The organism is Acidisoma sibiricum (assembly GCF_057837225.1).
Genome location: NZ_CM174445.1, coordinates 1,797,365 through 1,821,380, shown reverse-complemented (window position 1 = coordinate 1,821,380; position 24,016 = coordinate 1,797,365). Strand labels below are relative to the sequence as shown.

At 64.2% G+C, this 24,016-nt stretch carries 24 protein-coding genes; 8 read left to right on the top strand and 16 right to left on the bottom strand.

Annotated elements, in window-relative coordinates:
- Positions 1-29: 29 nt before the first annotated feature.
- The 5 genes from yihA to rpmH are packed head-to-tail and all read right to left on the bottom strand — an operon-like array spanning position 30 to position 3,421.
- Entirely contained in the window at positions 30-731 is a 702-nt protein-coding gene (yihA, locus tag AC3G7M_RS08680; RefSeq protein ID WP_489215675.1) for a ribosome biogenesis GTP-binding protein YihA/YsxC, read from the bottom strand.
- Between the two features lie 7 nt (positions 732-738).
- A complete protein-coding gene (gene yidC / locus AC3G7M_RS08675) occupies positions 739-2,520 on the bottom strand; it encodes a membrane protein insertase YidC (RefSeq protein ID WP_489215674.1) in 1,782 nt (593 codons plus the stop codon).
- Positions 2,520-2,840 carry a membrane protein insertion efficiency factor YidD gene (gene yidD, locus AC3G7M_RS08670; RefSeq protein WP_489215672.1) on the bottom strand — a complete coding sequence of 107 codons (321 nt, stop codon included), beginning with the start codon at positions 2,838-2,840 and terminating at the stop codon, positions 2,520-2,522. Before yidD ends, yidC begins: the two co-directional genes overlap by 1 nt.
- Entirely contained in the window at positions 2,837-3,247 is a 411-nt protein-coding gene (rnpA, locus tag AC3G7M_RS08665; protein ID WP_489215670.1) for a ribonuclease P protein component, read from the bottom strand. Before rnpA ends, yidD begins: the two co-directional genes overlap by 4 nt.
- Positions 3,248-3,286: 39 nt before the next feature.
- Positions 3,287-3,421, bottom strand: coding sequence for a 50S ribosomal protein L34 (gene rpmH, locus AC3G7M_RS08660; RefSeq protein ID WP_489215668.1), 135 nt, complete (start codon positions 3,419-3,421; stop codon positions 3,287-3,289).
- A 200-nt stretch (positions 3,422-3,621) separates the two neighbouring features.
- Here rpmH and AC3G7M_RS08655 point away from each other — a divergent pair, with 200 nt between their 5' ends.
- The gene (locus AC3G7M_RS08655) at positions 3,622-4,596 is read left to right on the top strand and encodes a patatin-like phospholipase family protein (RefSeq protein ID WP_489215666.1); all 975 of its coding nucleotides are present in this window, start codon (positions 3,622-3,624) and stop codon (positions 4,594-4,596) included.
- On the top strand, positions 4,593-5,342 hold the full coding sequence (locus AC3G7M_RS08650; protein WP_489215664.1) for a sensor histidine kinase: 750 nt from the start codon (positions 4,593-4,595) through the stop codon (positions 5,340-5,342). Before AC3G7M_RS08655 ends, AC3G7M_RS08650 begins: the two co-directional genes overlap by 4 nt.
- Before the next feature lie 55 nt (positions 5,343-5,397).
- Here AC3G7M_RS08650 and AC3G7M_RS08645 read toward each other — a convergent pair whose 3' ends face one another.
- The 4 genes from AC3G7M_RS08645 to AC3G7M_RS08630 all read right to left on the bottom strand — a co-directional run bounded on the left by AC3G7M_RS08645 (position 5,398) and on the right by AC3G7M_RS08630 (position 8,594).
- A complete protein-coding gene (locus AC3G7M_RS08645) occupies positions 5,398-6,600 on the bottom strand; it encodes an MFS transporter (RefSeq protein WP_489215662.1) in 1,203 nt (400 codons plus the stop codon).
- 123 nt (positions 6,601-6,723) lie between these two features.
- On the bottom strand, positions 6,724-7,200 hold the full coding sequence (locus AC3G7M_RS08640) for a cupin domain-containing protein (protein WP_489215660.1): 477 nt from the start codon (positions 7,198-7,200) through the stop codon (positions 6,724-6,726).
- On the bottom strand, positions 7,197-7,862 hold the full coding sequence (locus AC3G7M_RS08635) for an MBL fold metallo-hydrolase (protein WP_489215658.1): 666 nt from the start codon (positions 7,860-7,862) through the stop codon (positions 7,197-7,199). Before AC3G7M_RS08635 ends, AC3G7M_RS08640 begins: the two co-directional genes overlap by 4 nt.
- A gap of 9 nt (positions 7,863-7,871) precedes the next feature.
- Positions 7,872-8,594 carry a DUF6134 family protein gene (locus tag AC3G7M_RS08630; RefSeq protein WP_489215656.1) on the bottom strand — a complete coding sequence of 241 codons (723 nt, stop codon included), beginning with the start codon at positions 8,592-8,594 and terminating at the stop codon, positions 7,872-7,874.
- A gap of 239 nt (positions 8,595-8,833) precedes the next feature.
- Here AC3G7M_RS08630 and AC3G7M_RS08625 point away from each other — a divergent pair, with 239 nt between their 5' ends.
- The 3 genes from AC3G7M_RS08625 to gltA all read left to right on the top strand — a co-directional run bounded on the left by AC3G7M_RS08625 (position 8,834) and on the right by gltA (position 12,454).
- Positions 8,834-9,367 carry a SixA phosphatase family protein gene (locus AC3G7M_RS08625; RefSeq protein WP_489215655.1) on the top strand — a complete coding sequence of 178 codons (534 nt, stop codon included), beginning with the start codon at positions 8,834-8,836 and terminating at the stop codon, positions 9,365-9,367.
- Positions 9,367-10,971: a CHAD domain-containing protein gene (locus AC3G7M_RS08620; RefSeq protein WP_489215653.1), complete on the top strand. Its 1,605-nt coding sequence runs from the start codon at positions 9,367-9,369 to the stop codon at positions 10,969-10,971. The genes AC3G7M_RS08625 and AC3G7M_RS08620 overlap by 1 nt, the downstream gene beginning before the upstream one ends.
- A gap of 175 nt (positions 10,972-11,146) precedes the next feature.
- Positions 11,147-12,454, top strand: coding sequence for a citrate synthase (gene gltA, locus AC3G7M_RS08615; protein ID WP_489215651.1), 1,308 nt, complete (start codon positions 11,147-11,149; stop codon positions 12,452-12,454).
- A gap of 74 nt (positions 12,455-12,528) precedes the next feature.
- Here gltA and AC3G7M_RS08610 read toward each other — a convergent pair whose 3' ends face one another.
- Genes AC3G7M_RS08610 through AC3G7M_RS08600 form a run of 3 tightly spaced genes read right to left on the bottom strand, consistent with a single transcriptional unit; the run spans position 12,529 to position 14,375 of the window.
- Positions 12,529-13,407, bottom strand: a complete 879-nt coding sequence (locus tag AC3G7M_RS08610; protein WP_489215650.1) for a glycerophosphodiester phosphodiesterase — start codon at positions 13,405-13,407, stop codon at positions 12,529-12,531.
- A gap of 26 nt (positions 13,408-13,433) precedes the next feature.
- Positions 13,434-14,114, bottom strand: a complete 681-nt coding sequence (locus AC3G7M_RS08605) for a GNAT family N-acetyltransferase (RefSeq protein ID WP_489215648.1) — start codon at positions 14,112-14,114, stop codon at positions 13,434-13,436.
- 21 nt (positions 14,115-14,135) lie between these two features.
- A complete protein-coding gene (locus tag AC3G7M_RS08600) occupies positions 14,136-14,375 on the bottom strand; it encodes a hypothetical protein (RefSeq protein WP_489215646.1) in 240 nt (79 codons plus the stop codon).
- A 227-nt stretch (positions 14,376-14,602) separates the two neighbouring features.
- Here AC3G7M_RS08600 and AC3G7M_RS08595 point away from each other — a divergent pair, with 227 nt between their 5' ends.
- From AC3G7M_RS08595 to AC3G7M_RS08585, 3 genes are all read left to right on the top strand, one after another.
- Positions 14,603-15,331 (top strand): orotate phosphoribosyltransferase, encoded by a 729-nt coding sequence (locus AC3G7M_RS08595; protein ID WP_489215644.1) that lies wholly within the window; start codon positions 14,603-14,605, stop codon positions 15,329-15,331.
- A 227-nt stretch (positions 15,332-15,558) separates the two neighbouring features.
- Entirely contained in the window at positions 15,559-16,173 is a 615-nt protein-coding gene (gene rpsD / locus AC3G7M_RS08590; RefSeq protein ID WP_489215642.1) for a 30S ribosomal protein S4, read from the top strand.
- Between the two features lie 64 nt (positions 16,174-16,237).
- A complete protein-coding gene (locus AC3G7M_RS08585; RefSeq protein ID WP_489215640.1) occupies positions 16,238-16,750 on the top strand; it encodes a GNAT family N-acetyltransferase in 513 nt (170 codons plus the stop codon).
- Here AC3G7M_RS08585 and AC3G7M_RS08580 read toward each other — a convergent pair.
- The 4 genes from AC3G7M_RS08580 to mutS all read right to left on the bottom strand — a co-directional run bounded on the left by AC3G7M_RS08580 (position 16,738) and on the right by mutS (position 23,658).
- On the bottom strand, positions 16,738-17,109 hold the full coding sequence (locus AC3G7M_RS08580) for a hypothetical protein (RefSeq protein WP_489215638.1): 372 nt from the start codon (positions 17,107-17,109) through the stop codon (positions 16,738-16,740). The two genes, AC3G7M_RS08585 and AC3G7M_RS08580, sit on opposite strands and share 13 nt — an antisense overlap.
- A gap of 159 nt (positions 17,110-17,268) precedes the next feature.
- Positions 17,269-18,138 (bottom strand): SMP-30/gluconolactonase/LRE family protein, encoded by an 870-nt coding sequence (locus AC3G7M_RS08575; protein ID WP_489215636.1) that lies wholly within the window; start codon positions 18,136-18,138, stop codon positions 17,269-17,271.
- Positions 18,139-18,196: 58 nt separating this feature from the next.
- The gene (locus AC3G7M_RS08570; RefSeq protein ID WP_489215634.1) at positions 18,197-20,998 is read right to left on the bottom strand and encodes a [protein-PII] uridylyltransferase; all 2,802 of its coding nucleotides are present in this window, start codon (positions 20,996-20,998) and stop codon (positions 18,197-18,199) included.
- A gap of 2 nt (positions 20,999-21,000) precedes the next feature.
- Positions 21,001-23,658, bottom strand: a complete 2,658-nt coding sequence (gene mutS, locus AC3G7M_RS08565) for a DNA mismatch repair protein MutS (RefSeq protein ID WP_489215632.1) — start codon at positions 23,656-23,658, stop codon at positions 21,001-21,003.
- Positions 23,659-24,016: the final 358 nt, after the last annotated feature.

The window sequence follows — 24,016 nt, the reverse complement described above, 5'->3', positions numbered from 1 at the left end:
GGCTCCGCAGAGACCCGGCAGAAGCCCCTTTAGCCTTGAGAAGATGCGGGCGCCAGAGCCGCAAAGGCGGCACGCGCTTCAGGAATGCCCAAGCCGGTCCGCGCGCTGGTGACCAGGATCTGCGGGAAGCCGGCAGCGTGTTTGCGGGCGAGCGCCGTCAGTTCCGCAATCTTGCGGTCGAGCGCTGCGGGCTTCAGCCCATCCGCCTTCGTCATGACGATCTGGAAGGTGACGGCCGCCTTGTCGAGCAGATCCATCACCGCCGTATCCGATTCCTTGACCTCGATGCGGCCGTCCATCAGGAGCGCGACCCGGGCCAGATTGGGGCGGCCCCGCAGATAGTTGAACATCAGCCCCTGCCAGTCTTCCTTCACCTTCTTCTCGGCCTGGGCATAGCCGTAGCCCGGCATGTCGACGAGGATCAGACGGCCGGAAAGATCGAAGAAGTTGAGCTGGCGGGTGCGGCCCGGCGTGTTGGAGGCGCGCGCCAGCGTGTTCTGCCCGGTCAGGGCATTGACGAGGGACGACTTGCCGACATTGGAGCGGCCGGCGAAGGCAAGTTCGATGCCGCGCGGCTCGGGCAACTGATCCAGGCTCTGCGACGCATAGAAGAAGTTGCATGGCGCCGCGAAGAAGACGCGGGCCGCTTCCAGCTGGTCTATGTCGGCGGGCGGGAGATCGAGGTTGAGCCCCTCGACCTCTTCCCCGCCACCTAGGGTCTTGTCACCCATGCTGCCGTCAGGCCCCCGCGCCCTTGCGTTCCGTGCGGATCATGCGCGGGCTTTCAAGCCGGGTGCGGCGCATGATGTACCACTGCTGGGTCACCGAGAGCAGGTTGTTCCAGCTCCAGTAGATCACCAGGCCGGCCGGGAAGCGCGCCAGCATGAAGGTGAAGATGATCGGCATCAGCTGGAACAGACGCGCCTGAGCGGGGTCTGGCGGCGGCGGGTTCATCTTCTGCTGCAGATACATCGTGCCGCCCATGATCAGCGGCCAGGCGCCGAGATGCAGGAAGGGCGCGATCGCCATCGGGTCCCAGGGGATGAGGCCGAAGAGCGTGAAGATATTGGTGGGGTCGGTCGCCGAGAGATCGTGAATCCAGCCGAAGAAGGGCGCGTGCCGCATCTCGATGGTCACGAAGATCACCTTGTAGAGGCAGAAGAAGACCGGGATCTGGATGACCATGGGCAAGCAGCCGGAGGCCGGATTCACCTTCTCGGACCGGTAGAGCCCCATCATCTCGGACTGCTGCTTGGCCGGATCGTCCTTGTAACGCTCGCGCACTTCCTTAATTTTCGGCGCGAGCAGCTTCATTTTGCTCATCGACTTGTAGGACTTGTTGGCGAGCGGAAAGAACAGCAGCTTCACGGCAAAGGTGAAGGCCATGATGGCCAGGCCGAAATTGCCGAGCAGGCGATAGAGATAATCGAGGGCGAAAAAGATCGGCTTGGTCAGGAAGTAGAAAATGCCAAAATCGACTGCCTTATCGAAGCTCGGGATATGATACTCGGCCTCGTAATGATCCAGCAGGCGGACGACCTTGGCGCCGGTGAAGACGTGGCTGCTGGTGGAGATTGAGCCGCCCGGCAGCAGGTTCTGCGCCTGGGAGGCGGTGAAATCCGCCTGGAAACCATCGGTGCCGTTAGCGCTGATGGCGCGCACTTCGCCGGTCATCGCATCGTGCTGATCGGGGATCAGCGCCGTCAGCCAGTATTTGTCGGTGAAGCCCAGCCAGCCGCCATCGCTGGTTTCGGTGTAGCCGACACCATCATTCTTGGCGCCGTCCTTCTGGATGCTCTTGTAGCCAAGCTCATGCAGCGTACCGTTGAAGACGCCGAGCGGGCCTTCATGCAGCAGGTAAAAGCCGGAGGTCGGCGGCATATATTCGCGGCGGATGCGCGACCAGGGAAAGAGCGCGACCGGCTGCTTGGCGTCGTTCTTCACCTGCTGATCGACCGCGAACATGTAATGGTCATCGACGGTGTAGGTGAGGCTGAAGGTCAGCCCCTGGCCATTAGCCCAGGTCAGGGTCAGCGGCGCACCCGGCGACAGCGTCGTGCCGGAGGCGCTCCAGAGCGTGCTGGAATCGGGCAGGCGGACGGGCTGACCGTCGATCGTGGCGCCGGAGGCCGCCGCCCAGCCATATTGGATGTAGTAGGGCTCGGCCTTGTCTTGCGGCGACAGCAGCTGCACCAGCGGCGACTTCGGATCGACCGTCTCATGATAATCGGTCAGCACCAGATTATCGAGCAAGGCGCCGCGCAGGCTGATGCTGCCGTCGACGCTGGGCGCCTTGATGGCGACCTTGGGCGAAGGCCCGGCCACAGCGGAGGAGGCGGAAGCCGCCGTCATGTCGCCCGCGGGCTTACCCGCGGATGCACCCGGCGCACCGTCATTGGTCGTGCTCGCGATCGGCGGCGGCGCCTTGGGGTGCGGCAAATGCGGCGCCACCAGGAACTCGAAGCCGAGCAGGATCGCGAGAGAGATCGCAATCGCGATGAAAAGGCGCTTCTGTTCCATCAGCCAACAGGGTCCCAATGTGAAGGCCGGGCGGAGCCCGGCGGCAAGCCGTGATCATGGTCGTGGTCGTGGTCGCCGCAATCCTGCGGCGGCACCGGGTCATAGCCCCCCGGATGCCATGGGTTGCACCGCAGAATGCGCCGCAGCGCAAGCCAACCGCCGCGGACAGCCCCATACTCCTGCACGGCCTCCACTGCATAGTCACTGCAGCTGGGATGGAAGCGGCAATTGGACCCGAGGATGGGGCGGAAGACGATCTGCCAGAAGCGGAAGAGCCCGATGAGGAGCGCCCGCAGCAGGGTCGCGAGGATATCGTTCATGGGCGAGCCACCTGCGTCTCGGCACTGCCGGCCGGGACGGACGGCGGCACGGGCTGGGCGGCAGCGGTCGCGTTGCGGCGCGCGCGGGCAAGGCCACGGCGCACATCTTCGATGAGGTCCGTGAAGGGTCGCGCGGCCGTCTTGTCACGACCGATCACGACCATATCGAAGCCGCGGTCGATCTCTGGATTGAGGGCAAGGCGCACGGCCTCGCGCAGCCGCCGCTTGGTCCGGTTGCGGACCACGGCGTTGCCCACTTTCTTCGTGACGGTAAAACCGACGCGAAAGGGCGCATCGTCATCGCGCGGCATGAACTGCAGCACGAGGCCGGGCATGGGTGCCTTTGCGCCCTTGCCGGCGACGGCCAGAAATTCCGCCCGGCGTTTCAGGCGTGGCGGCTGGCTCATGACCGAGTCGTCGCCACTCTCTCACCCGATCCCGAAGGATCAGGCGGACAGGCGCTTGCGGCCCTTGGAGCGACGATTGGCCACCACCTTGCGGCCGCCGACGGTCTCCATGCGGGCGCGGAAGCCGTGCCGGCGCTTGCGGACGATCTTAGAGGGCTGATAGGTGCGCTTCACGTTACTCTCCAGTCTTGCCGGGTCGGGCGGGCTCACCCGGCCGGTCACGGCTAAATACTTGTCATCAACACATCACGCGGGCGCCCCACCTGTCACAGCGGCGGGCCCGTTCGGTCGGGCGGTATAGGGGGGTCTTCCGGCCGCCGTCAACGCCCAAGCGCCAGTTGCCAGCCAAGACGTTTCGCAAGACTCTCTGCCGCATGACAGATTTCGCATCCACCAAGACCACCGGCGCGCGGCCCTCGACCGGCGGTTCCGTCCTTGCCCTGCAAGGGGGCGCTGCCCATGGCGCCTTCGCCTGGGGCGCCATCGACCATCTGCTAGAGGCCGGAAAACGCTTCGATTCGATCTGCGGTGTTTCGGCCGGTGCCATGCTCGGCGTGGTCCTGGCGCAGGGTCTGGTGGAGAATGGCAGCACCGGCGCCCGCGCCGCGATGCGGCGCTTGTGGGAAGAGGTCAGCGCCATGGGGGCGATCGGCCCGCTGCAACGCTCGCCCATGGAACGCTTTCTCTACGGCGCAGATCTGAGCAGCAATGTCGTCTGGGCAGGGCTGGAGACCGCGATGCGATTGTTCAGCCCGCATCAACTCAATCCGCTGGGTCATAATCCGCTGCGGCCTTTGATGCAGGACCTGGTGCGGCCGGATCTGCTGGCCGCGTCGGACGCGCCGCGGCTGTTCGTGGGCGTCACGGATGTCGAAACCGGTGCGCCGGTGATCTTCCGCAATGCCGCGATCACGGCCGAGGTGCTGCTGGCCTCCGCTTGCCTGCCGCTGGTGTTTCCGGCCGTCGAGATCGATGGCCGCGCCTATTGGGATGGCGGCTACAGCGGCAATCCACCATTGGCCCCCCTGCTCGACCCGCTGCCGCAGACGCTGTTTCTGATCCGCGGCCAGCCTGCCCGCCGGCCCGGCGTGCCCCGGACACCGGCCGAGATCATGAACCGCCTCAACGAGATTGCCTGCCATGCCGTGCTGGAGACGGAGCTGAACGGCCTGCCCAAGACGATCGAGGTCATCACAATCGATGCCGATGCGGCGCTTGGCGTGCTGCCTATTTCAAGCAAATTTAATACCGACTGGCCTTTTCTGTCACACCTGTTCGACGAAGGCCGCCGCGCCGCCGAGCGGGCGCTTGAACAGAATGCCACCCGAACCAATCCGGTGCCCGCATGACCGATACCTTTGCCCAGGACCCGCAATCCCGCGAATTGAAGGCGCTCCGCGTCGAAGTCGCCCAGCTCAAGGCTGCTCTGGGGGAAGACGCCTTCCGCCTGCGCCGTCTGGCCGAGCTTGGCACTGCGCAGGCCAAGCTCAACCACGATCTGCGCAACGTCATGGCCTCGGCGCTGATGGTCGCCGACCGGCTGAGCGGATCGGACGACCCCAAGGTCGAACGATCCGGCAAGATGATCGTCGCCGCCATGGAGCAGGCCTCAGCGCTGATCGCCACGACACTCGATTTCGCGACCGAGAAGGAGCCGGTGCTCAGCTTCTCCCGCTTTCCGCTTGCTGCCATCATCGCGGAACTGGCGGGGGATATCGGCCCGCAATTCCCGCAGCTTCAGATCGAGAGCAAACTGCCGGCGAATCTCGAAATCGAAGCGGATCGTGCGCTGATGCTGCGCGCCTTCGGCCATATGCTGCGCACGGCGGCCAAGGCGCAGGCCAAGACGATCGTCATCACCGCCGAGCAGAGCCCGGACCAGCTGCGCGTCATCCTGAGGGATGACGGCCGCCCCTTCCGCGACCCAAACATTGCCAACCCCATGAGCGCATTTTCCGGCGCCTTCCGCTACGGCAGCAGCGGGCTTGGCCTGGTCATTGCGCGCGAACTGATCGAGGCCCATGGCGGGCGGGTCGCCCTGCTGGCGGAAAGCAGTGCCGACAGCACGGTGATGGAAATCAGCCTGCCGACATAGGTCCCGAAGCGTCGCCTCGGGACCTATGTCGGAGCGGCGGGTGGAGAGCGCCGCTCTAAGCTTCATTCCCCATCTTGAGGTCCCGGCGCTCGACCCCGAAGCCGACCAGAACGGCGATGACGACCGCGACCACGGCGGCCACCCCTGCCAGGGCATAGCTATAGTCGTGCCCGTAGTGGGCGCCGATCTTGGTTTGCAGCGTCGCGTTGTACGAGGCGAGGAAATTGCCCAGCTGATAGACGAAGCCCGGGAAAGTGCCGCGAATATCCGACGGGGACAGCTCATTGAGATGGGCGGGGATCACGCCCCAGGCGCCCTGCACCATGAACTGCATGAGGAAGGCGCCGAGCGCCAGCAGCCAGGGGGATTGTGAGAAGGCCCAGAGCGGGATGATCGGCAGGGACAGGAGCGCTGCGATGACGATGGCGCGCCTGCGGCCGATTTTCTGCGACAGCGCGCCGAAGGTCAGACCACCCAGCATGGCCCCGATATTATAGGTGATGGCGATGGCGGTGATGGTGCCGTGGCTGAAGCCATGCTGAACCTTCAGAAAGGCTTTGGGATAGATATCCTGCGTGCCGTGGCTGAAGAAGTTGAACGCGGTCATCAGAATCACGGCATAGATGGTGAGCCCGGCATGGCGGCGCAGGACCTGGCTGATCGGCGTCCTGGGAGTTGCCTGGCGGGCATGCCAATCGGGGCTTTCCGGCACATTGCGGCGGATGTAGACGACGAGCAGTGCGGGCAAGGCGCCCACGATGAAGAGTCCGCGCCAACCGATATAGGGATAGAGCACGCCGAAGGCGATGGTCGCCAGCAGATAGCCGCTGGGATAGCCTGCCTGCAGCAGGCCAGAGACCCAGCCGCGCCACTTGGCCGGAATGCTTTCCATGGTCATGGAGGCGCCAACGCCCCATTCGCCGCCCATGGCGATGCCGAACAAAGCCCGCAATACCATGAAGGAGATCAGGGTCGGGGCGAGACCGGATAGCAGCTCGAGCGCCGAAAAGCAGAGGATATTGAACATCATCACCGGGCGGCGGCCGTATTTATCGGCGAGCCGGCCGAAGATCAGGGCGCCGACCGCACGCATCAACAAGGTAAGCGTGATGGCAAGGCTTGCCGTTGTCAGACCAACACCAAATGTCTTCGCCACGTCATCGAACACGAAGATCATAATAAAAAAATCGAAAGCGTCGAGTGTCCAGCCGAGATAGGCCGCGAGCACCACCTTACTGGCGTTTCGAGTGTCGGACATCCGTCCCCCCACCTTGTTCTTGTGACAGGCAGGGCGACCACCGGCCGTCCCTGTTAGCGATATCCTGTCAGTTTAGAGAGGAATTGCCAAGGCAGCGGCAATGTGCGCGACCAGGTTTACGCTTTACGGATGGCGATGGATGGGATCGATCCAGGCCACACTTTCGGGCTTTTCGACCGGTTCGATGTCAAGGTTGACAACCACCGCCTCCCCGCCGCTGCGCACGAGCACACATTCCAGCGGCTCATCGGTGCCAGCATTGATTTCCTGATGCGGCACGAAAGGCGGCACGAAGATGAAATCCCCGGGGCCGGCCTCGGCCACGAATTCCAGTGTCTCTCCCCAGCGCATCCGTGCGCGTCCCCGCAGCACGAAGATGACACTTTCCAGATCACCATGATGATGGGCGCCGGTCTTGGCGTCAGGGGCGATGGTGACCGTGCCAGCCCAGATTTTCTGAGCGCCGTTGCGCGCGGCCGTGATGGCGGCGGCCCGCGCCATGCCGGGCGTCTGCGCCGTATTGCCATCCAGCTGATCGCCACGAATCACCTGCACGCCGTCCAGCCGCCAACGGCCAGGGACGGCATCCGGTGCGCTCATGCCTGAACGCCGACGAAGGGATTGGTCTGGCGCTCCTGGCCGATGGTCGAGCGCGCTCCGTGACCGCAGATAAAGACGACCTCGTCATCCAGGACCAGAAGCTTTTCGCGGATCGACGTCAGCAGCCGCTCGGAATCCCCATAGGGGAAATCCGTCCGGCCGACGGAGCCGCGAAACAGCACGTCCCCGAATATGCCGAAGCCGAGCTTGCGGTCGATAAAGACGATATGGCCGGGCGTATGGCCCGGGCAGTGCAGAACCTCGAACTTATGCCCGGCGATGACGACGTGATCGCCTTCATGCAGCCAGCGATCGGGGGTGACTGCCCGCGCATCCTTGATCCCGTATCCCTCGCCCGTGACCTGCAGACCGTCGAGCAGGAATTGATCCTCCTCGCTGGGCCCCCAGATCGGCACCGGCAGGCCGTCGCGGGCGGAGAGCACATCGCGCAGCCGCGCCGCACCACCGGCATGATCGATATGACCGTGCGTGAGCAGGATCTGGTCTATATGCAAGCCGAAGGTCGTGATGGTTTCCATCAGCCGATCGACCTCGCCGCCCGGATCGACGACGACGCCGTGCTTGGTCGCGTCGTCCCAGATGATCGTACAGTTCTGCCGGAACGGCGTGACCTGCTCGATCGCGATCTTCAGCTGGCTCAAAACCGGACCTCAGAGTTTTTCGTAGGTCACGATCGAACCGTCTTCCGCACGGAAAGACAAGCCCACCCACTCCCAACTGTCGCTGAAATAGGTATCGAAATGCAAATCCCCGCGCGCATTGAAGCGCCGGGCCGGCATGAGACTGCCATCGGCAAGCGCCACTTTGGTTTCGCCCTCCGGCGTCACCGTAGGGCGCATGAGCCGCCCGTCCTGGGTGTTGATCATTGGCCCCGCGAGCATGGCGTGATTCCACTGGGAAGTGGGCAGAGCGCCCGGCGGCGCCTGATAGCCATCCGGGTGGGCCGTGCCACGGACCATGAACGTGTCGTTCACCCGCCACCCTTGCGCGTAGAAATTGCGGCCGTTCTTCTGCGTCGTCGCGGCGAAGCTGAGGAGACGGCCATCGTCCCAGGTTTCGGTTGCGTGATGATGCAGCCGATAGACCGTGATCATCGCGAGGGTGACGCGAATTGCAACTTCAACGAAGACCGTCAGCTGGCTGCCTGATTGCTGGAAGGTGACCGTCTCACGCCCGATATGACTGCCATTGCGGACGAGATCGAAAGCGAGCTGGCCGCTGGGCGGAATAGACTGAGCGCGGACCGGGCCGGCCATGAGAAGAGTGGCGCCGCCCAGGCCGAGACCGAGGAGGGCGCGGCGGTCGAGCGCAGACTGCCCCGCGGCGGCCCCCGCCGCGCGAGCCTGCCGGAAATTAACGCTGTTCGCTGTCACGCCGGCACCTCCAGATGGTGGCGGGCTTCGCCTGGCCCGGATAGGTATCGCCGCATGGTTTCATGATCATCATTTTCTCCTTGGCTGGGGAGGGTAGACCCGTCTCCGGGCGGATGTGGCGCGACCTGCCCCAAACGCCAGGCCGGCTGTACGACAATTTGGCGGGACCAGGGGCCTTGCGCGCGCTCCAGGCGCAGTAGCTGGCGACAGGCGGGGAATTCCATGGCAGAGTTACGGCCATGCGCCAGCTCCTCCTTTTGCGCCACGCAAAATCCAGTTGGGACGATACCAGTCTCAACGATCATGATCGGCCACTGGATGCGGAAGGGCGCTCCGCTGCCGCGACGCTGCGCGGTGCGCTCGCTACTTTGGGTTTGAGTCCCGATCTCATCCTTGTCTCCTCCTCTCGCCGCACCCGCGAAACCCTGGAGCAGCTGGAGCCGCTGGCCGAAAGGTCGCGCGTCGTTCGGAAGAACGATCTCTATCTGGCAAGCCCGCGCCAGATTTTGGAGCAGATTGCCGGGGCGCCACCCGATACCGGTAGCATCATGATCATCGCCCACAATCCCGGACTGCATGATCTCGCGATGATGTTAATCGGGGCCCATGCCCTGACGCTCGGCCAGCCGGATACGATGCGCGTGGCGCGGGGGTTTCCGACAGCGGCGCTGGCGGAGTTTTCGGTCGCCGGGGCCTGGCAGGCCCTGCCGCAGGGCGCGCGTTTGGTGCGCTTCCTGACCCCGCACGATCTGTCGCAGCAAGCAGCGATATAATGCCTGACATGACGCCGGTGCCCATCCCGCCCGTGCGCGCCGCATCCGTGGTGCTGGAACTGGTCTGCGCGCCGACCGCGCTTGCGAAACTGGCCCGGCACCCGGGATTGAAATCTCGGACCGGCAGGCGTCCGCGCGCACGCGCCTTCAGCCTGACCTGGCATGACACGTCCAGCTATGCCCTGGCGGCACGCGACCTGACCCTGGCCGATACCGGGGTAGGCTGGGAGCTGGAACGGCTGGGCCTGGGCTGGCCGCGCCGACCGGGCATGGCCGCGGCCATGATCGCGGCCGCCGTCAACCCCGCCGGGCTGGAGGAAGCGGGCTATGCCATCCCCGGCCCTTTGCAAAAGACCGGCCGCCTGACCGGGGAGAGGCAGCGCTTCTCCGTCAGCCGTGACGGCATGGCATTGGACTGCACCCTGGTCACCGGCGCGCTTGAATCCTTTGCGCTGCAGGAAGACGGCGGAGCGACTCTACAGATCGCCCGTTTGACGATCAGCGGTCCCGCCCCGGCGGCCCTCGCCCTGGCACAGGCATTAGCCGCCGATCTGCCGGTGGCGCCCGCCATCACCACCCTGTCGCACGAAGTTCTGCTGCTGCGCGGCGCCAAGCTGAAGGCCCCGGCGCCCCCTGCTTTGGCCCCCGACATGTCGACAGCCGAAGGATTCGCCATCCTTGCCTCAGGCTTCGTGCAGACCTTCCTGACCCGGCTGGACCAGATCGCGGGACGCAGCGGACCGGAACCCGTCCATCAGGCGCGCGTCACGCTGCGGCGCATCCGCGCCATGATGCTGGCTTTCCGTCCCGTATTGGGCGACGCAGAGGAGCGGCTGAAGCCGCTGCTCGGGCGGCTGAAGGCCGTGCTGGGCCCCGCCCGCGACTGGGATGTCTTCCTGTCTGAGACCGTCGAACCGCTGGCCCGCGTGCTGCCCGAGGCGGACCCTGCCATCAATTGGCTGCGCCGTGCCGCGACCGCGCGGCGCGAGGCGGCCTATGCGGCCCTGATCGACTGGCTGCGCCGGCCCGCCTACCGTCTGCTCGCCTGGCGGCTGGTCGGACTTTGCCTGGGACTGGAGACTGAGGACACCCTCGTTCTTGCGGTCGACCAGGTTCCTGCGGATATGTCGGCGGACGCCATCAGCATGGATGAGGTCCCGCCGCTTGCCGTGCCCAGCCCGGCCGGCCACCTGATCGGCGCCTTCGCCCTGAACTGCATCGAAAGCCGCTGGAAAAAGACTGTGCGGCCGGTGCGTGAGCTTATCCCTATGCCGGTACCAGAGCTGCATGAGCTGCGTATCAAATGCAAAAAACTGCGCTATCAGGCGGAGATGTTGCAGGATGCCTTGCCCGCTAAAAGCGCCCGCAAGCTGATCAAGCGGCTGACGGAAACCCAAGAGGTCATGGGACAGCTGAATGACGGTGCGGTCTCGACTGAGCTTGCTGCCAGCTTAAGGCCTGGACCGGACGCGCCTTTGCGCGAGCAGGTGCTGGCGGCGGAAGCCATCGGCGTCATTCACGGCTATAGCATCGGCCAAACCAGGGACAGCCGCGAGGCGGTGATGGCGGCTTGGCGGAGACTGACGAAGTCTACCCCCTTCTAAGCCGAACGGCTATTCCCCTGGCCCGCATTTAAGCCTCATGCTGCAAGCGCGAAGATTGCCAGGATCGCCGCTCCGGCCTATGTCAAAGCTTCTCAAAACCGGCCCCTTTGGCAGCTGATGACAGCCGTCCGAGGCGCTGGTCACACGCACAACCTGAAGAACGAAGGGCGGCGGAATGAGCGACACACCCAAGGACGCGGTGACTGTCTCGCTAGAGGGCACGAACAAGACTGCGACACTGCCGCTGTTGCATGGAACCATGGGGCCGCCTGTCGCGGATATCCGCAAGCTCTACGCCGATCTAGGCGTTTTCACCTTCGATCCGGGCTATGGCGGCACGGCGGCCTGCGCCAGCAAAATCACCTATATCGATGGCGATGAGGGCATTCTGCTGCATCGCGGCTATCCGATCGATCAGCTGGCGGAAGAATCGACTTTTCTGGAAGTCGCCTATCTGCTGCTGCATGGCGAGCTTCCGACCGAGGCGCAGTTCGACACCTTTCACAAAGGGGTCACGCACCACACCATGGTGCATGAGCAGCTGCGCAGCTTCTTCCAGGGCTTCCGCCGCGATGCCCATCCGATGGCGGTCATGTGCGGCGTCGTCGGTGCGATGTCGGCTTTCTACCATGACAGCCTGGACATCACGAACCCCGAGCACCGGGATATCAGCGCCTTCCGCCTGATCGCCAAACTGCCCACCATCGCGGCCTGGGCCTATAAATACTCCATCGGCCAACCCTTCATGTATCCGCGCAACGATCTCAGCTACGCGGCGAATTTCCTCTACATGATGAATGCCGTGCCGGCGGAACCCTATGAAGTGAATCCGGTTCTGGCCCGTGCCATGGACCGCATCTTCATCCTGCATGCCGATCACGAGCAGAATGCGTCAACCAGCACCGTGCGTCTGGCGGGCTCTACGGGGGCCAATCCCTTCGCCTGTATTGCGGCCGGTATCGCCTCACTCTGGGGTCCCGCGCATGGCGGCGCCAACGAGGCCGTGCTGAAGATGCTGGGCGAGATCGGCCACAAGGACAATATCCCGGACTTCATCGCCAAGGTGAAGGACAAGTCGAGCCATATCCGGCTGATGGGCTTCGGCCATCGCGTCTATCGCAACTACGATCCACGCGCGAAGATCATGCAGCAGACCTGCCACGAGGTGCTGGAAGAGCTTGGCATCAAGGACGAGCCGCTGCTCGACCTGGCGCTGGAGCTGGAGCATATCGCGACGACCGATCCCTATTTCGTCGAGCGCAAGCTGTATCCGAATGTGGATTTCTATTCGGGCATCATCCTGAAGGCGATGGGCATCCCGACCAGCATGTTCACCGTGCTGTTTGCGGTGGCCCGCACCGCCGGCTGGATCAGCCAGTGGCAGGAAATGATCGAAGACCCGGCCAACCGGATCGGCCGCCCGCGCCAGATCTATACCGGCGCACCGCAGCGCGACTACGTGCCGGCTGACAAGCGCGGCTGACATCGACGCATCCGATCATGAAAAAGGCGCCCCTCGTTCGGGCGCCTTTTTTGTGTCCGCAGAGCGAACGGTCGTCAGGCGAGGGCGACGCCCTTGTCGGCCATTACGGCCCTGGCGCGGTCTGGATAATCTGTGGTCAGGGCGCCGACGCCCCAGTCCAGCAGGCGCGCCATATCGGCGGGTTCGTTCACCGTCCAGGGATTGACGAGAATTCCCAAACCCTCGGCCTCCGACACCTCAGCCTGGGTCAGATCCCGGAAGTCAGGCCCCCAGACGCGCCCGCCTTCGGCGGCGACCGCACGGAGCACGGAACCGCCGAAATCCTCCGGCGCCGGGCCGCCCCACCAAAGCCGTGCATCCGCGACGGTTTCGGCGTCTGTCAGATAGCCCAGGCTGAGATCCGGCCGAATATTCGCCAGATAGCGCAGCGCCCGCCAATCGAAGGAGATGATCCGCGTGCGGGGCAATACGCCGGCCGGATCGAGCACCGCGAGGACCGCATCCGCCATGTCCTCGGGCGGCACGGTGCGATCGGGATGATCCGGGAAGGTCTTTAGCTCGACCGCGAAATGGACGGAGGGATCAAGCGCCACGACATCGGCCAAGCGGGGCAGGCGCACGCCATCCGCGCCCCGCTGATGCGGAAACGCCGCTTCCTGCTGGCTGCCGGGACGGATGCGGCCGACGTCGAAGCCGGTCACGGCGTCATAGGAGAGATCCCGCACCAGGGCGCCGGGCGGCGCGATCCAGGCGCCATCCGGTCCCCGCGTCAGCAGGGGATCGAGAATGGGATCGTGGCTGAGGATGACCACGCCGTCCCGGGTCAGGGCGACATCCATCTCGATCGCTGTGACGCCGATGCCGATCGCTCCCGCGAAGCCGGGAATGGTGTTTTCCGGCCAAAGTCCGCGAGCGCCGCGATGACCATGCAGTTCGATTGTACGGAGAGGCATAGGACCCACATATCCCGAAGCAGCAGTCAGGCGGCGCTTGCTGTCCGCAAATCTTGCAGACGCTGCCGTTGACGGCCCGTTTCATCGAAATTCTCGGGCGCCAGCCAAGCCTGGAAGGCGCGCGCGAGCGCCGGCCATTCGGTATCGATGATCGAGAACCAGGCGGTGTCACGATTCTGGCCCTTGGCTACCATGTGCTGGCGGAAGAGGCCTTCATAGGTAAAGCCGAAGCGCAAAGCCGCCCGCTTCGAGGGCTCGTTCAGATTGTTGCATTTCCACTCAAAGCGCCGGTAGCCGAGCGTCTCGAAGGCATAGCGGGCGAAGAGATAGAGCGCCTCCGTCGCCACCCGGCTGCGGGCGATGGCCGGCCCCCAATGGATGCTGCCGATTTCAATGACGCCATGGACGGGATCGATGCGCATGAGCGCCTGGCGGCCTTCCGCCCGGCCGCTGGCGCGGTCGATGACCGCGAAGAGCAGCGGATCGCTGGCGGCTGCCGCTTTGGTGACCCAGGCGGAGAATTCTGCGGCGTCGTCCGGCTCGGATTCAAAAAGATAGCGGAAACGGTCTGCGGCACCGGGCGCCGTCGCGGCAGCGAAGAGATCATCCGTGTGTCGGGAGGGATCAAGGGGCTCAAGCCGGGCATAGCGCCCGTCGAGCGTGACGCGGTCAGGGCGCGAAACGCCGGACCATTCAGACAGGGACATCGCTACCGGGTCCTGCGAGGCTCAGGGGCATTCGCATCCGTTGGTCGGACCGTTATCGGCGCGGACGATATGATGGTCGATCCATTCGGCGACCAGACGGCGCGCCTCATCCATCGAGGCTTCGGGATGGTGGATACGATAAAGCGTGGTGCAAGCGCGGAAGGAGTCCATATCGCCATTACCGTGAACCATCAGCTCACGATAGGCTGTCACGACTGCACGCTCACAACGCCGAGCGATGGTGCTTACGTCTCGCGCCATCCTGAAACCGCTCCTAATCTGACCGGCCCACGCACGCGCGAACCTGCCATTGCTTGTATACGAAGGAAGGATCTAACGCCATAACGGCGGCGGTTCAAGGCAAGCCCAAGCCAGCAAGTCTGATGTGCGGCGCTGCCACCCATGGACCACATAGGGTCTGGCCCACACCATCCTTGCGACACGGCCCGAATTCGCTAGAAACGCGCCTTCTTGGATCGGAGATCAGAATGACCGCCTTATCCCGCAAACTGGCCGGCCACGCGAGCGATTGGGACCGCGATGCGGCCATGACAGCCGCACGCATTCTGCTGGAAATCAAGGCGATCAATTTCCGCCCCGAGGAGCCCTATACGCTGACCTCGGGCTGGAAATCCCCAGTCTATATCGATTGCCGCCGCATCATCTATTTCCCGCAGGCGCGCACCAAGATCAGTCAGCTCGCGGTCGAGAAGATCCAGCGGAATATTGGCTATGAGACGATCGAGGCGATTGCCGGCGGTGAGACGGCCGGCATTCCTTATGCCGCCTGGATTTCCGACCGCATGGGCCTGCCGATGTCCTATGTCCGCAAGAAGCCCAAGGGTTTCGGCCGCAATTCGCTGATTGAAGGCGATGTGCCCGAGGGCAAGGAAACCTTGCTGGTCGAGGATCTGACGACGGACGGCCAGTCCAAGATCCGCTTCGCGCAAAGCCTGCGGGATGCCGGCGCGCTGTGCCACCACGCCTTTGTCGTCTTCTTCTATGGCGTCTTCGACGGCAGCCTGGAGACGCTCGCCGAAAACGACATCGCGCTGCATTATCTGACGACCTGGTGGGACGTTCTGGAAGCCTGTCGCGAGCGGCCGTATTTCCCCGAATCCGCGATGGCCGAGGTTCGCCGGTTCCTGGAAGCGCCGGCCGCCTGGTCGGCCGCGCGCGGTGGTGCGACGTCCAATCAGGCGAAGCCGGACGCGTAAAGGCCTGTTCCGCCCCGGCGCATGGCTGCCGCGGTTTGACTCCAGCGGCGCGCTTCCCTAGAAGCCGCCGCTATTGCCGGGAATGTGGACAATCAGCGGCCTTCCGCCGATTGCCCCGCCACCCAAGGCAGGCAGTGCCCTTCCGGGCACTTTCTGCTGCTTCCGTTCGATCAGCCGATCAACGCAGGCCGGGATGGACTACTGGCGTATTGACGAAGGAGACGCGCATGACCAAGCGCACCGAAAGTAAGTTCAAGATTAACCGCCGCCTTGGCGTCAATCTGTGGGGCCGTGCGAAGTCCCCGGTTGCCAAGCGTGATTACGGTCCGGGCCAGCATGGCCAGCGCCGCAAGAAGCCCAGCGACTACGGCGTTCAGCTGATGGCGAAGCAGAAGCTGAAGGGCTACTACGGCAATATCAGCGAGAAGCAGTTCCGCAAGTATTACGAGGAAGCGGTCCGCCGTAAGGGCGACACCAGCGAAAACCTCATCGAGCTGCTGGAGCGCCGCCTGGATACGGTCGTGTACCGCATGAAGCTTGCGATCACCCCCTTCGCCGCTCGCCAGTTCGTCTCCCATGGCCATCTGCTGGTCAATGGCCGTCGCGTGAACATCGCGTCCTACCTCGTCAGCAATGACGACGTGATCGAAGTGCGCGAGAAGTCCAAGCAGCTCGCCGTCGTTCTCGACGCGACGCAGAGCGCTGAGCGTGACGTTCCCGAATATCTGGAAATCGACAACCGCGCCCTGAAGGGCCGCTATCTGCGCGCGCCGAAGCTCGCGGATGTGCCCTTCCCGGTGCAGATGGAACCGAACCTGGTCGTCGAATTCTATTCGCGCTGATCCAGGGTCAGAACCGACAGAAAGGGCGCCGCGAGGCGCCCTTTTTTCGTTTTAGGAGAGGGTGATGGACAACAGGATCGCGACCCGGCGGCTGGTTTTGCGGCGCATGACCATGGCCGATGTGCCGGCACTGTTCGCGATCATGAGTGACGCCGAGACCATGCGCTATTGGTCCACCCTTCCCCACGCCGCACCGGACGTGACGGAGCGCTTCGTGGCCGAGACAATGGCCGCGGTCGCTGCCGGCCAAGCGGACGATTTCGCCATCACGCTGAACGGTGCTGTGATCGGCAAAGCCGGTCTATGGCAGGGAAGTGAGCTGGGCGTGCTTCTGGATCGCAGCCACTGGGGCCGGGGCTTCGCGCGGGAGGCCCTGCGCGCAATCATCGATCGGGCTTTCGCCAGACATGTTCAGCGGCTCGACGCTGATGTCGATCCGCGCAACCAAGCGTCTCTCCGGCTGCTGGGGCAGCTTGGCTTCACCAAAACCGGCGAAGCCAAAGCCACCTTTCAGCTCGGCAAGGACTGGGTTGACAGCGTCTATCTCAGCCTGTCAGCCGCCGATTACGGGACGTAATAGGCCGGAGGCGGCGGCGGAGCCGCGTAATAGACGGGCGGCGGGGGCGGCGCATAAACCACCGGCGGCGGGGCGTAATAGACCGGCGGGGGCGCCGCATAGACCGGCGGGGCTGCGATGGCGCTGCCTACGGCAGCACCGACGGCGAGGCCGAGCAGACCGCTGGCAATGGCGACACCCGGGCCGGGGCCACCGTAGTAGCCGCCACCGCCGCCGTGCCAGCCGCCATTCCAGCCACCACCGTGATAGTAGCCCTGGGCATGGGCAGGTGCAGACAGTGCCAGAGGAGCGCCAAGCGCACCGATCATGGCAGCGACCGCGACACCACGGGTAATCCGAGAATGCATCAAGAGTTTCATATCAGAACTCCTTTCCACGCCAGTGTTGAGCAGGTTTGTAACTATCTGATTACCAACTCTGCAGATGGCGTCTTTGTGAGTCTGTAGATAGACGCTCGTTTGGACGGATCTAGGGCACGTTTGGCACAATGCCGCCGCAATGGCGCCCGTGCCGCGCGATCAATCCGCAAACCGCCCCACCGGGACGCCACGAACCTCAACCTGCATCTCAAAAAGCCCACCGGCATCAGGAAATTGCCGGCGTTTCACTTCGTCACCTGGTAGCGCGGTTGTGATGAAGATCCGGTTCTCGGCAAAGCAGGGCATGGTCGCATTGGGCACCGGCATCGCGATTTTTTCGACGATCTGACCGTCCGGCGCGAAGCGATTGATGACCCCCATGCCGGAACCAGCCGACCAATAGAAGCCATCGGCATCCAGCGCGCCGCCGTCCGGGCGGCCTTCCTCGTTCGGAACATCCGCAAAGCGGCGACGATTGCTGATGGCGCCCGTCGCGGCATCGAAATCCCAGATGTCGATCCAGGGGCCCCGCGTATCCGAATGGTACATGGTGCGTACATCGGCGGTCCAGGCGAGACCGTTGGAGTTCTTCAGCCCTTCGACCTTGATCTCCACCTCGCCCGCCGGGGTGATGCGGTAGAGCTTGCCGGAGGGCAGACCGTCCGCCCCCTCATTGATGGTGCCGACCCAGAAGCAGCCGTCAGGGCCGACCTTACCGTCATTCAGCCGGTTGCTCTGCGGTTCGTCGATAGCAGCCAACAACTCGAGTCCGCCGGTCGCGACGTCAAAGCGCATGATTTTCTGCTTCTGGCAGACCAGAATCCGGCCGGAGCGGCAGAGCGCGAGGCTGCCCAGGACTTCCGGCAATTGCCAGGTCTCTCGCGCACCCGTGGCCGGCGTGAAGCGATGCAGCCGCCCGTTCGGGATATCGGTGAAGTAGAGCTGGCCGGCATCCGCGTCCCAGGTCGGGCTTTCCCCGGTGCCGCATCCGCTGTCCCACAGAAGCGAGACTGTTCTCTGCACCATCATGCACTCCTATTCCGTGCGCACCGGAGTGGCGCGAGCGGCACGGTATATGGGGTATCGGTCAGGCGGCGTCGACCTTCGAGCGGCCACGGCCAAGACTTTCCGCATCGGGGTCGCTGGGGGCGGTGACATCGCCCGCAACGAGGGCGTCGAGAATCGCATGACGCAGATTGTCGAGCTTGCGCTCGTTCTGGATGCGCAATCCGAAGACGTCCTTGATGTAGAAAACGTCGATCGCGCGCACGCCATAGGTGCTGACATGGGCCGAGGCGATCTGCATGCCCTGTCCGGTGATGGCGGCTGTGACGTCATGCAGCAATCCGGGCCGATCGCGCCCGTTCACTTCCACCACCGTATGCGTATTGGACGCATGATTGTCGATGACGACGCGCGGCGGCACATGAATGGCGCGCATCCGCTGACCGAGCAGCGCGTCTGACAGGCCTCTGATCTCATTGTCCATGCGCAGTCTGCCCGACAGCGCCTGTTCGATGAGCACGGAGAGGCGCGCCAGGCGCTGGGGCGAGGCAAAGATGCCGCCATTGGCATCCTGTATCCAGAAGGTATCAAGCGCCATGCCGCTGGTCAGCGTATGGATGCGCGCATCGACGATCGAGGCTCCGGCAATGGCCAGCGCCCCCGCGATACGGCTGAAGAGACCGGCATGGTCGGCGGCATAGACGGTGACTTCCGTCACCGCCCGGTTGTGCAGCACTTCATGCTGGACGCTAAGCGGCGCCTGCCGGTGGCTAGCATCGCGGATCATCCGGCCGTGCCGTTCATGCGTCGCGGGATCGAAGCTCAGCCAATAGGCTGGGTAGCCGAGATCGAGGAAGGTCGCGATATCCTCCGCCGTCCAGTCGCTGAGGCGCTCGGCCGCCGCTTCCTTGGCACGGGCGACGCGCACGTCGCGCTCGGTCGTGGCGAGGCCACCTGCCAGCACCTCGGCGACGCGCGTATAAAGCTCGCGCAGCAGCGTCGCCTTCCAGCCGTTCCAGACTTTGGGAGAGACCGCGCGCATGTCGGCGACGGTCAGTACCAGAAGCAGCTTGAGACGTTCGGGCGATTGCACCGTATCGACCAGATCAAGAATGGTCTTGGGGTCATCGATATCGCGCTTGAACGCCGTCTGGCTGAGCAGCAGGTGATGCAGCACAAGCCAGGAGACCATTTCCGTCTCCTCCGCTGAAAGGCCGAGCATCGGACAAATCGTCAGAGCGATTTCGGCGCCGAGCACCGAATGGTCGCCGCCGCGGCCCTTGGCGATATCATGCAGGAGGACCGCGGTATAAAGCGCCCGCCGGGATTGCAAATGATCGACGAGGCTGGAGGCGACAGGCGCGGCCTCGGTCAGTTCGCCGCGCTCGAGCGAGGCGACGACGCGGAGCGCTTCGATCGTATGCTCGTCAACCGTAAAGACATGATAGGTGTCGAACTGCATTTGGCCGACAATGCGCGCCCAGTCCGGCACGAGGCGGCTGAGAATGCCCGTCTCGTTCATCAGCGTCATCCAGCGGGCACCATCGGACCGGCCGGTCTCTCCATCCTTGCCGCAAAGCAGATCAAGAAACATCGCCATGGCCTGAGGGTCGCGGCGCAGCTGGATGGTCATCCGCTCGTTGCGGATCATCGAGCGCAGCGCCAGCGGATGGATGCGCAGATGCCGATCACGCGCGAATTGCATGATCTTGAGCATGATAATGGGATTCTTGGCGGCCGCATCCGTATCGGCGCAGAGCAGCTGGCCGTCGGCGAGGATGAGGCCGGCCTGCAGGAGAAGGCTGTCGACGGGCGCCGTCACCGCGGGCGATCCGCGCGCGATCCGCACCAGTTCGGGCTCCAGCACATGAGTGAGGCGGGCGACGTCGCGGGCGGTGAGGAAGTAGTGGCGCATGAAGCGCTCGACCCCATCCTGCACGCCATGGCGCGTATAGCCCATGCGGGCGCCCACGATGGGCTGCAGATCGAAGGTCAGCCGTTCTTCCGGCCGCCCCGCGACGTAGTGGAGGTGGAAACGCACGGTCCACAGAAAGTCCAGCGCGCGGCGGAAGTGGCGCGCCTCGCGCAAGGTCAGCATGGGGCCGTAGGGGCCGTCCTTAGACAGCATCTCTTCGACATCGGCGATGTCGAAGACATAATTGGCCACCCAATGCAGATAATGCAGGTCGCGGATGGCGCCGCGCCCCTCCTTGACGTTGGGCTCGACCAGGAAGGGGCTGTCGCCATAACGGCGATGGCGCGCCGCGCGTTCCGCCTGTTTGACGCGGATGAATTCGGCCGCCCCCAATTCCACGCACAAGGCCCGGAAGCGGCGGCGGAATTCCGTGAATAGCGGGACCTCACCGACCAGGCAGCGGGCATCGAGCAGGGTGGTGCGCACGGTCGCGTCACTCCGTGCTTCGGTCAGGCATTCCTCGATCGAGCGGGTCGCGTGGCCGACCTTGAGCCCGAGATCCCACAGGAAATAGAGCATGAATTCGACCGCCGCGAGCGTCTCAGGCGACGGGTCTGCCTCGGTGAGAAACAGCAGATCAATGTCGGAAAAGGGTGCCAGATAACCGCGGCCATAGCCGCCCGTGGCGACGACCGTCATGCGGTCGGGGGCATTGGGACGGGCAACCGTGGTCGTATAGTCCATCAGCGCCACGACGACCGCATCCATATGGCCAGCAAGTGCCGCTGCCGCCGTCAGCCCAGATAGCTCGTCACGCTCAAAGGCGTGCTGCAACTGGTGCTGGGTGCGCGAGAGATGACGGCGAAACGCAGCCAGTGCGGCCTCACGCGCGATGCTGCCATCGATCGCCGCGATCTCAGACAGAGCTTCTGACAAGGTGGCGCTTGAAACGGTTGTGTCGCTGGACATTGTCACGATGCTAGAGAATCCACGGCTGAGGTACCAGAAGCCAAATCCTTGAGGCGAAATAAGCAATCCAAAGCCTGCCGCGCGGTGAGCTGCTCAGGATCGATCTCGGCCAGTGCCTGACGCAGATGGTCTGCTTCAGGCTCCGGGCCTTGGGGGGCACCATCATGTTGCTGTTGCGCCGCCGCAAACAAGGGCAATTCAGCCGATTGCGTCAGCGGACCCGCTTTTTCGAGACTGGCGAGCAAGGCGCTCGCGCGCTTGACGACCGGCGCCGGCACCCCGGCCAGTGCGGCGACATGCACGCCCCAGCTGCGACCGGCGGCGCCTTCGGTGACCTCATGCAGGAAAATGACGCTGCCCTTCCAATCCTTCACCCGCATCGTCGCGGGCCGAAGCTGCGGCATTATGCCTGACAATCGGGCCAATTCATGGAAATGCGTGGCGAAGATCGCACGGCAGCGCACCGTGTTATGCAGGGCCTCAAGCACGGCCCAGGCGATGGCAAGCCCGTCCAGCGTCGCCGTGCCGCGGCCAATCTCGTCGACCACCACCAGGCTGCGCGCACTGCCCTGATGCAGGATGGCCGCCGTTTCCGTCATTTCCACCATGAAGGTCGAGCGACCGCGGGCGAGATCGTCTGACGCGCCGACGCGGGAGAAGAGCCGGTCGACAAGCCCGATGGTGGCGGAGGCTGCTGGCACCGGCAGCCCGGCCTGCGCCAGGATGACGATCAGCGCGTTCTGGCGCAAAAAGGTCGACTTGCCGGCCATATTCGGACCGGTCAGCAGCATGAGACGCTGGCCCGCGGAGAGATCGCATTCATTGGGCACGAAGGGATCGCGCCCGGCCAGCGCCGCCTCGACCACCGGATGGCGCCCCGCGGCGATGCGGAATTCGTCGCCCTCCGTCATCAACGGGCGGCACCAGCCGGTCTGTTCGGCAAGCCGCGCGGCAGCCTGGAGCACATCGAGCAAAGCGAGTGCCGCCGCACAATCCGAGATGGCATCGCGCGCTTGCATAACCGTCTCAACCAGGCCGTCAAAGACGACCCTTTCGCGGGCCGCGGCGCGTTCCGCGGCGGCGGCGATTTTCTGATCAAGGACGCTGAGTTCGGTACTGGTAAAGCGCGCGCCGGAAGCCAAACCCTGCCGCAGGACAAGCTCCGGCTGGTCGCGCAGCTTTTCGGAGGCAGCTGCCGGCACCTCGATAACATAGCCGAGCTGGGCGTGGTGCTTGATCTTGAGATTGGGCACGCCGTAGCGCTCGGCATAGTCGAGCTGCACCTGAGCCAGGATTTGCCGCTGCTCATCCCGCAGGCGGCGCTCCTCATCGAGGGCAGCGTCGAAGCCGGGCGCGAGCGCGCGACCGTCCTCAAGCCGGACGGGCACCGGGTCGGCAAAGGCGCTGGCCAGATAGCGCGCCAGATCAGGCAGAGCGGCCAGGGAAGCCCGCGCGGATTGCAGGATCGGCGGCAGCGCCTCGGGCATCAGGCCTGCGAGATTGGCCGCGACTGAGAGACCCTGAGCGATCGCCGCCACATCGCGCGGACCCGCCTGGCCCAGCGAGACGCGCGCGAGGGCACGGGCGAGATCGGGGGCCGAGCGCAGGTTGAGGCGCAAATCCTCCGCGAGCGCGACCTGGGAGAGCATGAAATCCCAGCCGTCCTGGCGGGCTGCGATACCGTCCAGAGCTGCCAGCGGCGCATGCAGCCAGCTGCCCAGCAGGCGGCTGCCGCCCGGCGTGGTCGTGCGGCGAACGGCGGCGAGCAGCGTGTGCTGGCTGCGATCTCCGGCGCGCGTCTCAGTGATATCGAGGCTGGCGCGCGTGGCGGCATCCATGGCGAGCACGCCAAGCTCCCCTTGCGGGGCAGGATGCGCCAGATGCGGCTGCCGCCCGGCCTGGGTCAGCCGCACATAGTCCAGCGCCATGGCTGCGGCCACGGCTTCCAGATCCGTGAACGTGCCAAAGGCATCGAGACTGGCGACGCCGAAGGCCTGCGCCAGGCGAGCGCGGGCATCCTCGGCCCGCGGCGGGGCCGGCGGCAGATCAAGGCCGCGCCTGTCCTCCCAGAGACCCAGTGGAATGGCGCTGTCGGCGAGGATTTCGGCAGGCGCCAACCGACCGAGCAGGGACGCAAGATCGCTCTGCGCGAGGTGGGCTGTTTCAAACTGGCCGGTTGAAATATCGAGCCAGGCGGCCCCTATCGCAGGCCGCGCCCTGTCACGGCCGCGAGGCTTGTCCGCTTCCACCAGGGCCAGCAGCAGATTGGGCTGGGCCGCTTCAAGCATCGAGTCTTCGGTCAACGTGCCGGGCGTGATGATGCGTATCACTTCCCGCCGCAAGGGCGCCTTGCCGGCTCGCTTCTTTGGGTCTTCCGTCTGCTCGGCAAGGGCAACGCGAAACCCGCGCCGGATGAGCCGGGCCAGATAGGCGTCGCGGGCATGAACGGGCACGCCGCACATGGGAATAGGGGCACCATTATGCTCCCCCCGGGCGGTCAGCGCGATGTCGAGCGCCGCCGCCGCCGCCTGGGCGTCTGCGAAAAACAGCTCATAAAAATCGCCCATGCGGAAAAACAGCAAGGCGTTGGGATGGTCCGCCTTCATGGCGAACCATTGGGCCATCGATGGGGTTGCGCCGGCGGCACTCGGAATCTGCATGGATACTCTGTAACCACCCAGCCCCCCTGGGCGGAAGAGGGCTTCGTATGCAAGGCCAAGTTTGTTAACCCCGCCCCCATTGCATGGCAGCGCGTGCAGCAATGAAAGAACGGATAAAAAGTCCGTTAAAATTCACAAACAAATGTCCCGGCAAGGCACAGTAGTTTCTATTCTTATTTGCGGAATATTTGGATATGAAACGCTTCTACGAACAGAATTTCAACAGCTTGAGTTTTGTCTACCGGCACACCCTTCATGGGCACTGCCAAACAATACAAAGAAACTTGACGGTTTCGTAAATTTCACTGCATTTCATATCGATGACGTAATTTTATATTGCCGAAATTGGAAAAAAATT

Excerpts from the sequence above, each read along its gene's own strand:
- yihA (WP_489215675.1), bottom strand. The coding sequence starts at position 731 with ATGGGTGACAAGACCCTAGGTGGCGGGGAAGAGGTCGAGGGGCTCAAC.
- yidC (WP_489215674.1), bottom strand. The coding sequence starts at position 2,520 with ATGGAACAGAAGCGCCTTTTCATCGCGATTGCGATCTCTCTCGCGATC.
- yidD (WP_489215672.1), bottom strand. The coding sequence starts at position 2,840 with ATGAACGATATCCTCGCGACCCTGCTGCGGGCGCTCCTCATCGGGCTC.
- rnpA (WP_489215670.1), bottom strand. The coding sequence starts at position 3,247 with ATGAGCCAGCCGCCACGCCTGAAACGCCGGGCGGAATTTCTGGCCGTC.
- AC3G7M_RS08655 (WP_489215666.1), top strand. The coding sequence starts at position 3,622 with ATGACAGATTTCGCATCCACCAAGACCACCGGCGCGCGGCCCTCGACC.
- AC3G7M_RS08650 (WP_489215664.1), top strand. The coding sequence starts at position 4,593 with ATGACCGATACCTTTGCCCAGGACCCGCAATCCCGCGAATTGAAGGCG.
- AC3G7M_RS08645 (WP_489215662.1), bottom strand. The coding sequence starts at position 6,600 with ATGTCCGACACTCGAAACGCCAGTAAGGTGGTGCTCGCGGCCTATCTC.
- AC3G7M_RS08640 (WP_489215660.1), bottom strand. The coding sequence starts at position 7,200 with ATGAGCGCACCGGATGCCGTCCCTGGCCGTTGGCGGCTGGACGGCGTG.
- AC3G7M_RS08625 (WP_489215655.1), top strand. The coding sequence starts at position 8,834 with ATGCGCCAGCTCCTCCTTTTGCGCCACGCAAAATCCAGTTGGGACGAT.
- AC3G7M_RS08620 (WP_489215653.1), top strand. The coding sequence starts at position 9,367 with ATGCCTGACATGACGCCGGTGCCCATCCCGCCCGTGCGCGCCGCATCC.
- gltA (WP_489215651.1), top strand. The coding sequence starts at position 11,147 with ATGAGCGACACACCCAAGGACGCGGTGACTGTCTCGCTAGAGGGCACG.
- AC3G7M_RS08610 (WP_489215650.1), bottom strand. The coding sequence starts at position 13,407 with ATGCCTCTCCGTACAATCGAACTGCATGGTCATCGCGGCGCTCGCGGA.
- AC3G7M_RS08605 (WP_489215648.1), bottom strand. The coding sequence starts at position 14,114 with ATGTCCCTGTCTGAATGGTCCGGCGTTTCGCGCCCTGACCGCGTCACG.
- AC3G7M_RS08600 (WP_489215646.1), bottom strand. The coding sequence starts at position 14,375 with ATGGCGCGAGACGTAAGCACCATCGCTCGGCGTTGTGAGCGTGCAGTC.
- AC3G7M_RS08595 (WP_489215644.1), top strand. The coding sequence starts at position 14,603 with ATGACCGCCTTATCCCGCAAACTGGCCGGCCACGCGAGCGATTGGGAC.
- rpsD (WP_489215642.1), top strand. The coding sequence starts at position 15,559 with ATGACCAAGCGCACCGAAAGTAAGTTCAAGATTAACCGCCGCCTTGGC.
- AC3G7M_RS08585 (WP_489215640.1), top strand. The coding sequence starts at position 16,238 with ATGGACAACAGGATCGCGACCCGGCGGCTGGTTTTGCGGCGCATGACC.
- AC3G7M_RS08580 (WP_489215638.1), bottom strand. The coding sequence starts at position 17,109 with ATGAAACTCTTGATGCATTCTCGGATTACCCGTGGTGTCGCGGTCGCT.
- AC3G7M_RS08575 (WP_489215636.1), bottom strand. The coding sequence starts at position 18,138 with ATGATGGTGCAGAGAACAGTCTCGCTTCTGTGGGACAGCGGATGCGGC.
- AC3G7M_RS08570 (WP_489215634.1), bottom strand. The coding sequence starts at position 20,998 with ATGTCCAGCGACACAACCGTTTCAAGCGCCACCTTGTCAGAAGCTCTG.
- mutS (WP_489215632.1), bottom strand. The coding sequence starts at position 23,658 with ATGCAGATTCCGAGTGCCGCCGGCGCAACCCCATCGATGGCCCAATGG.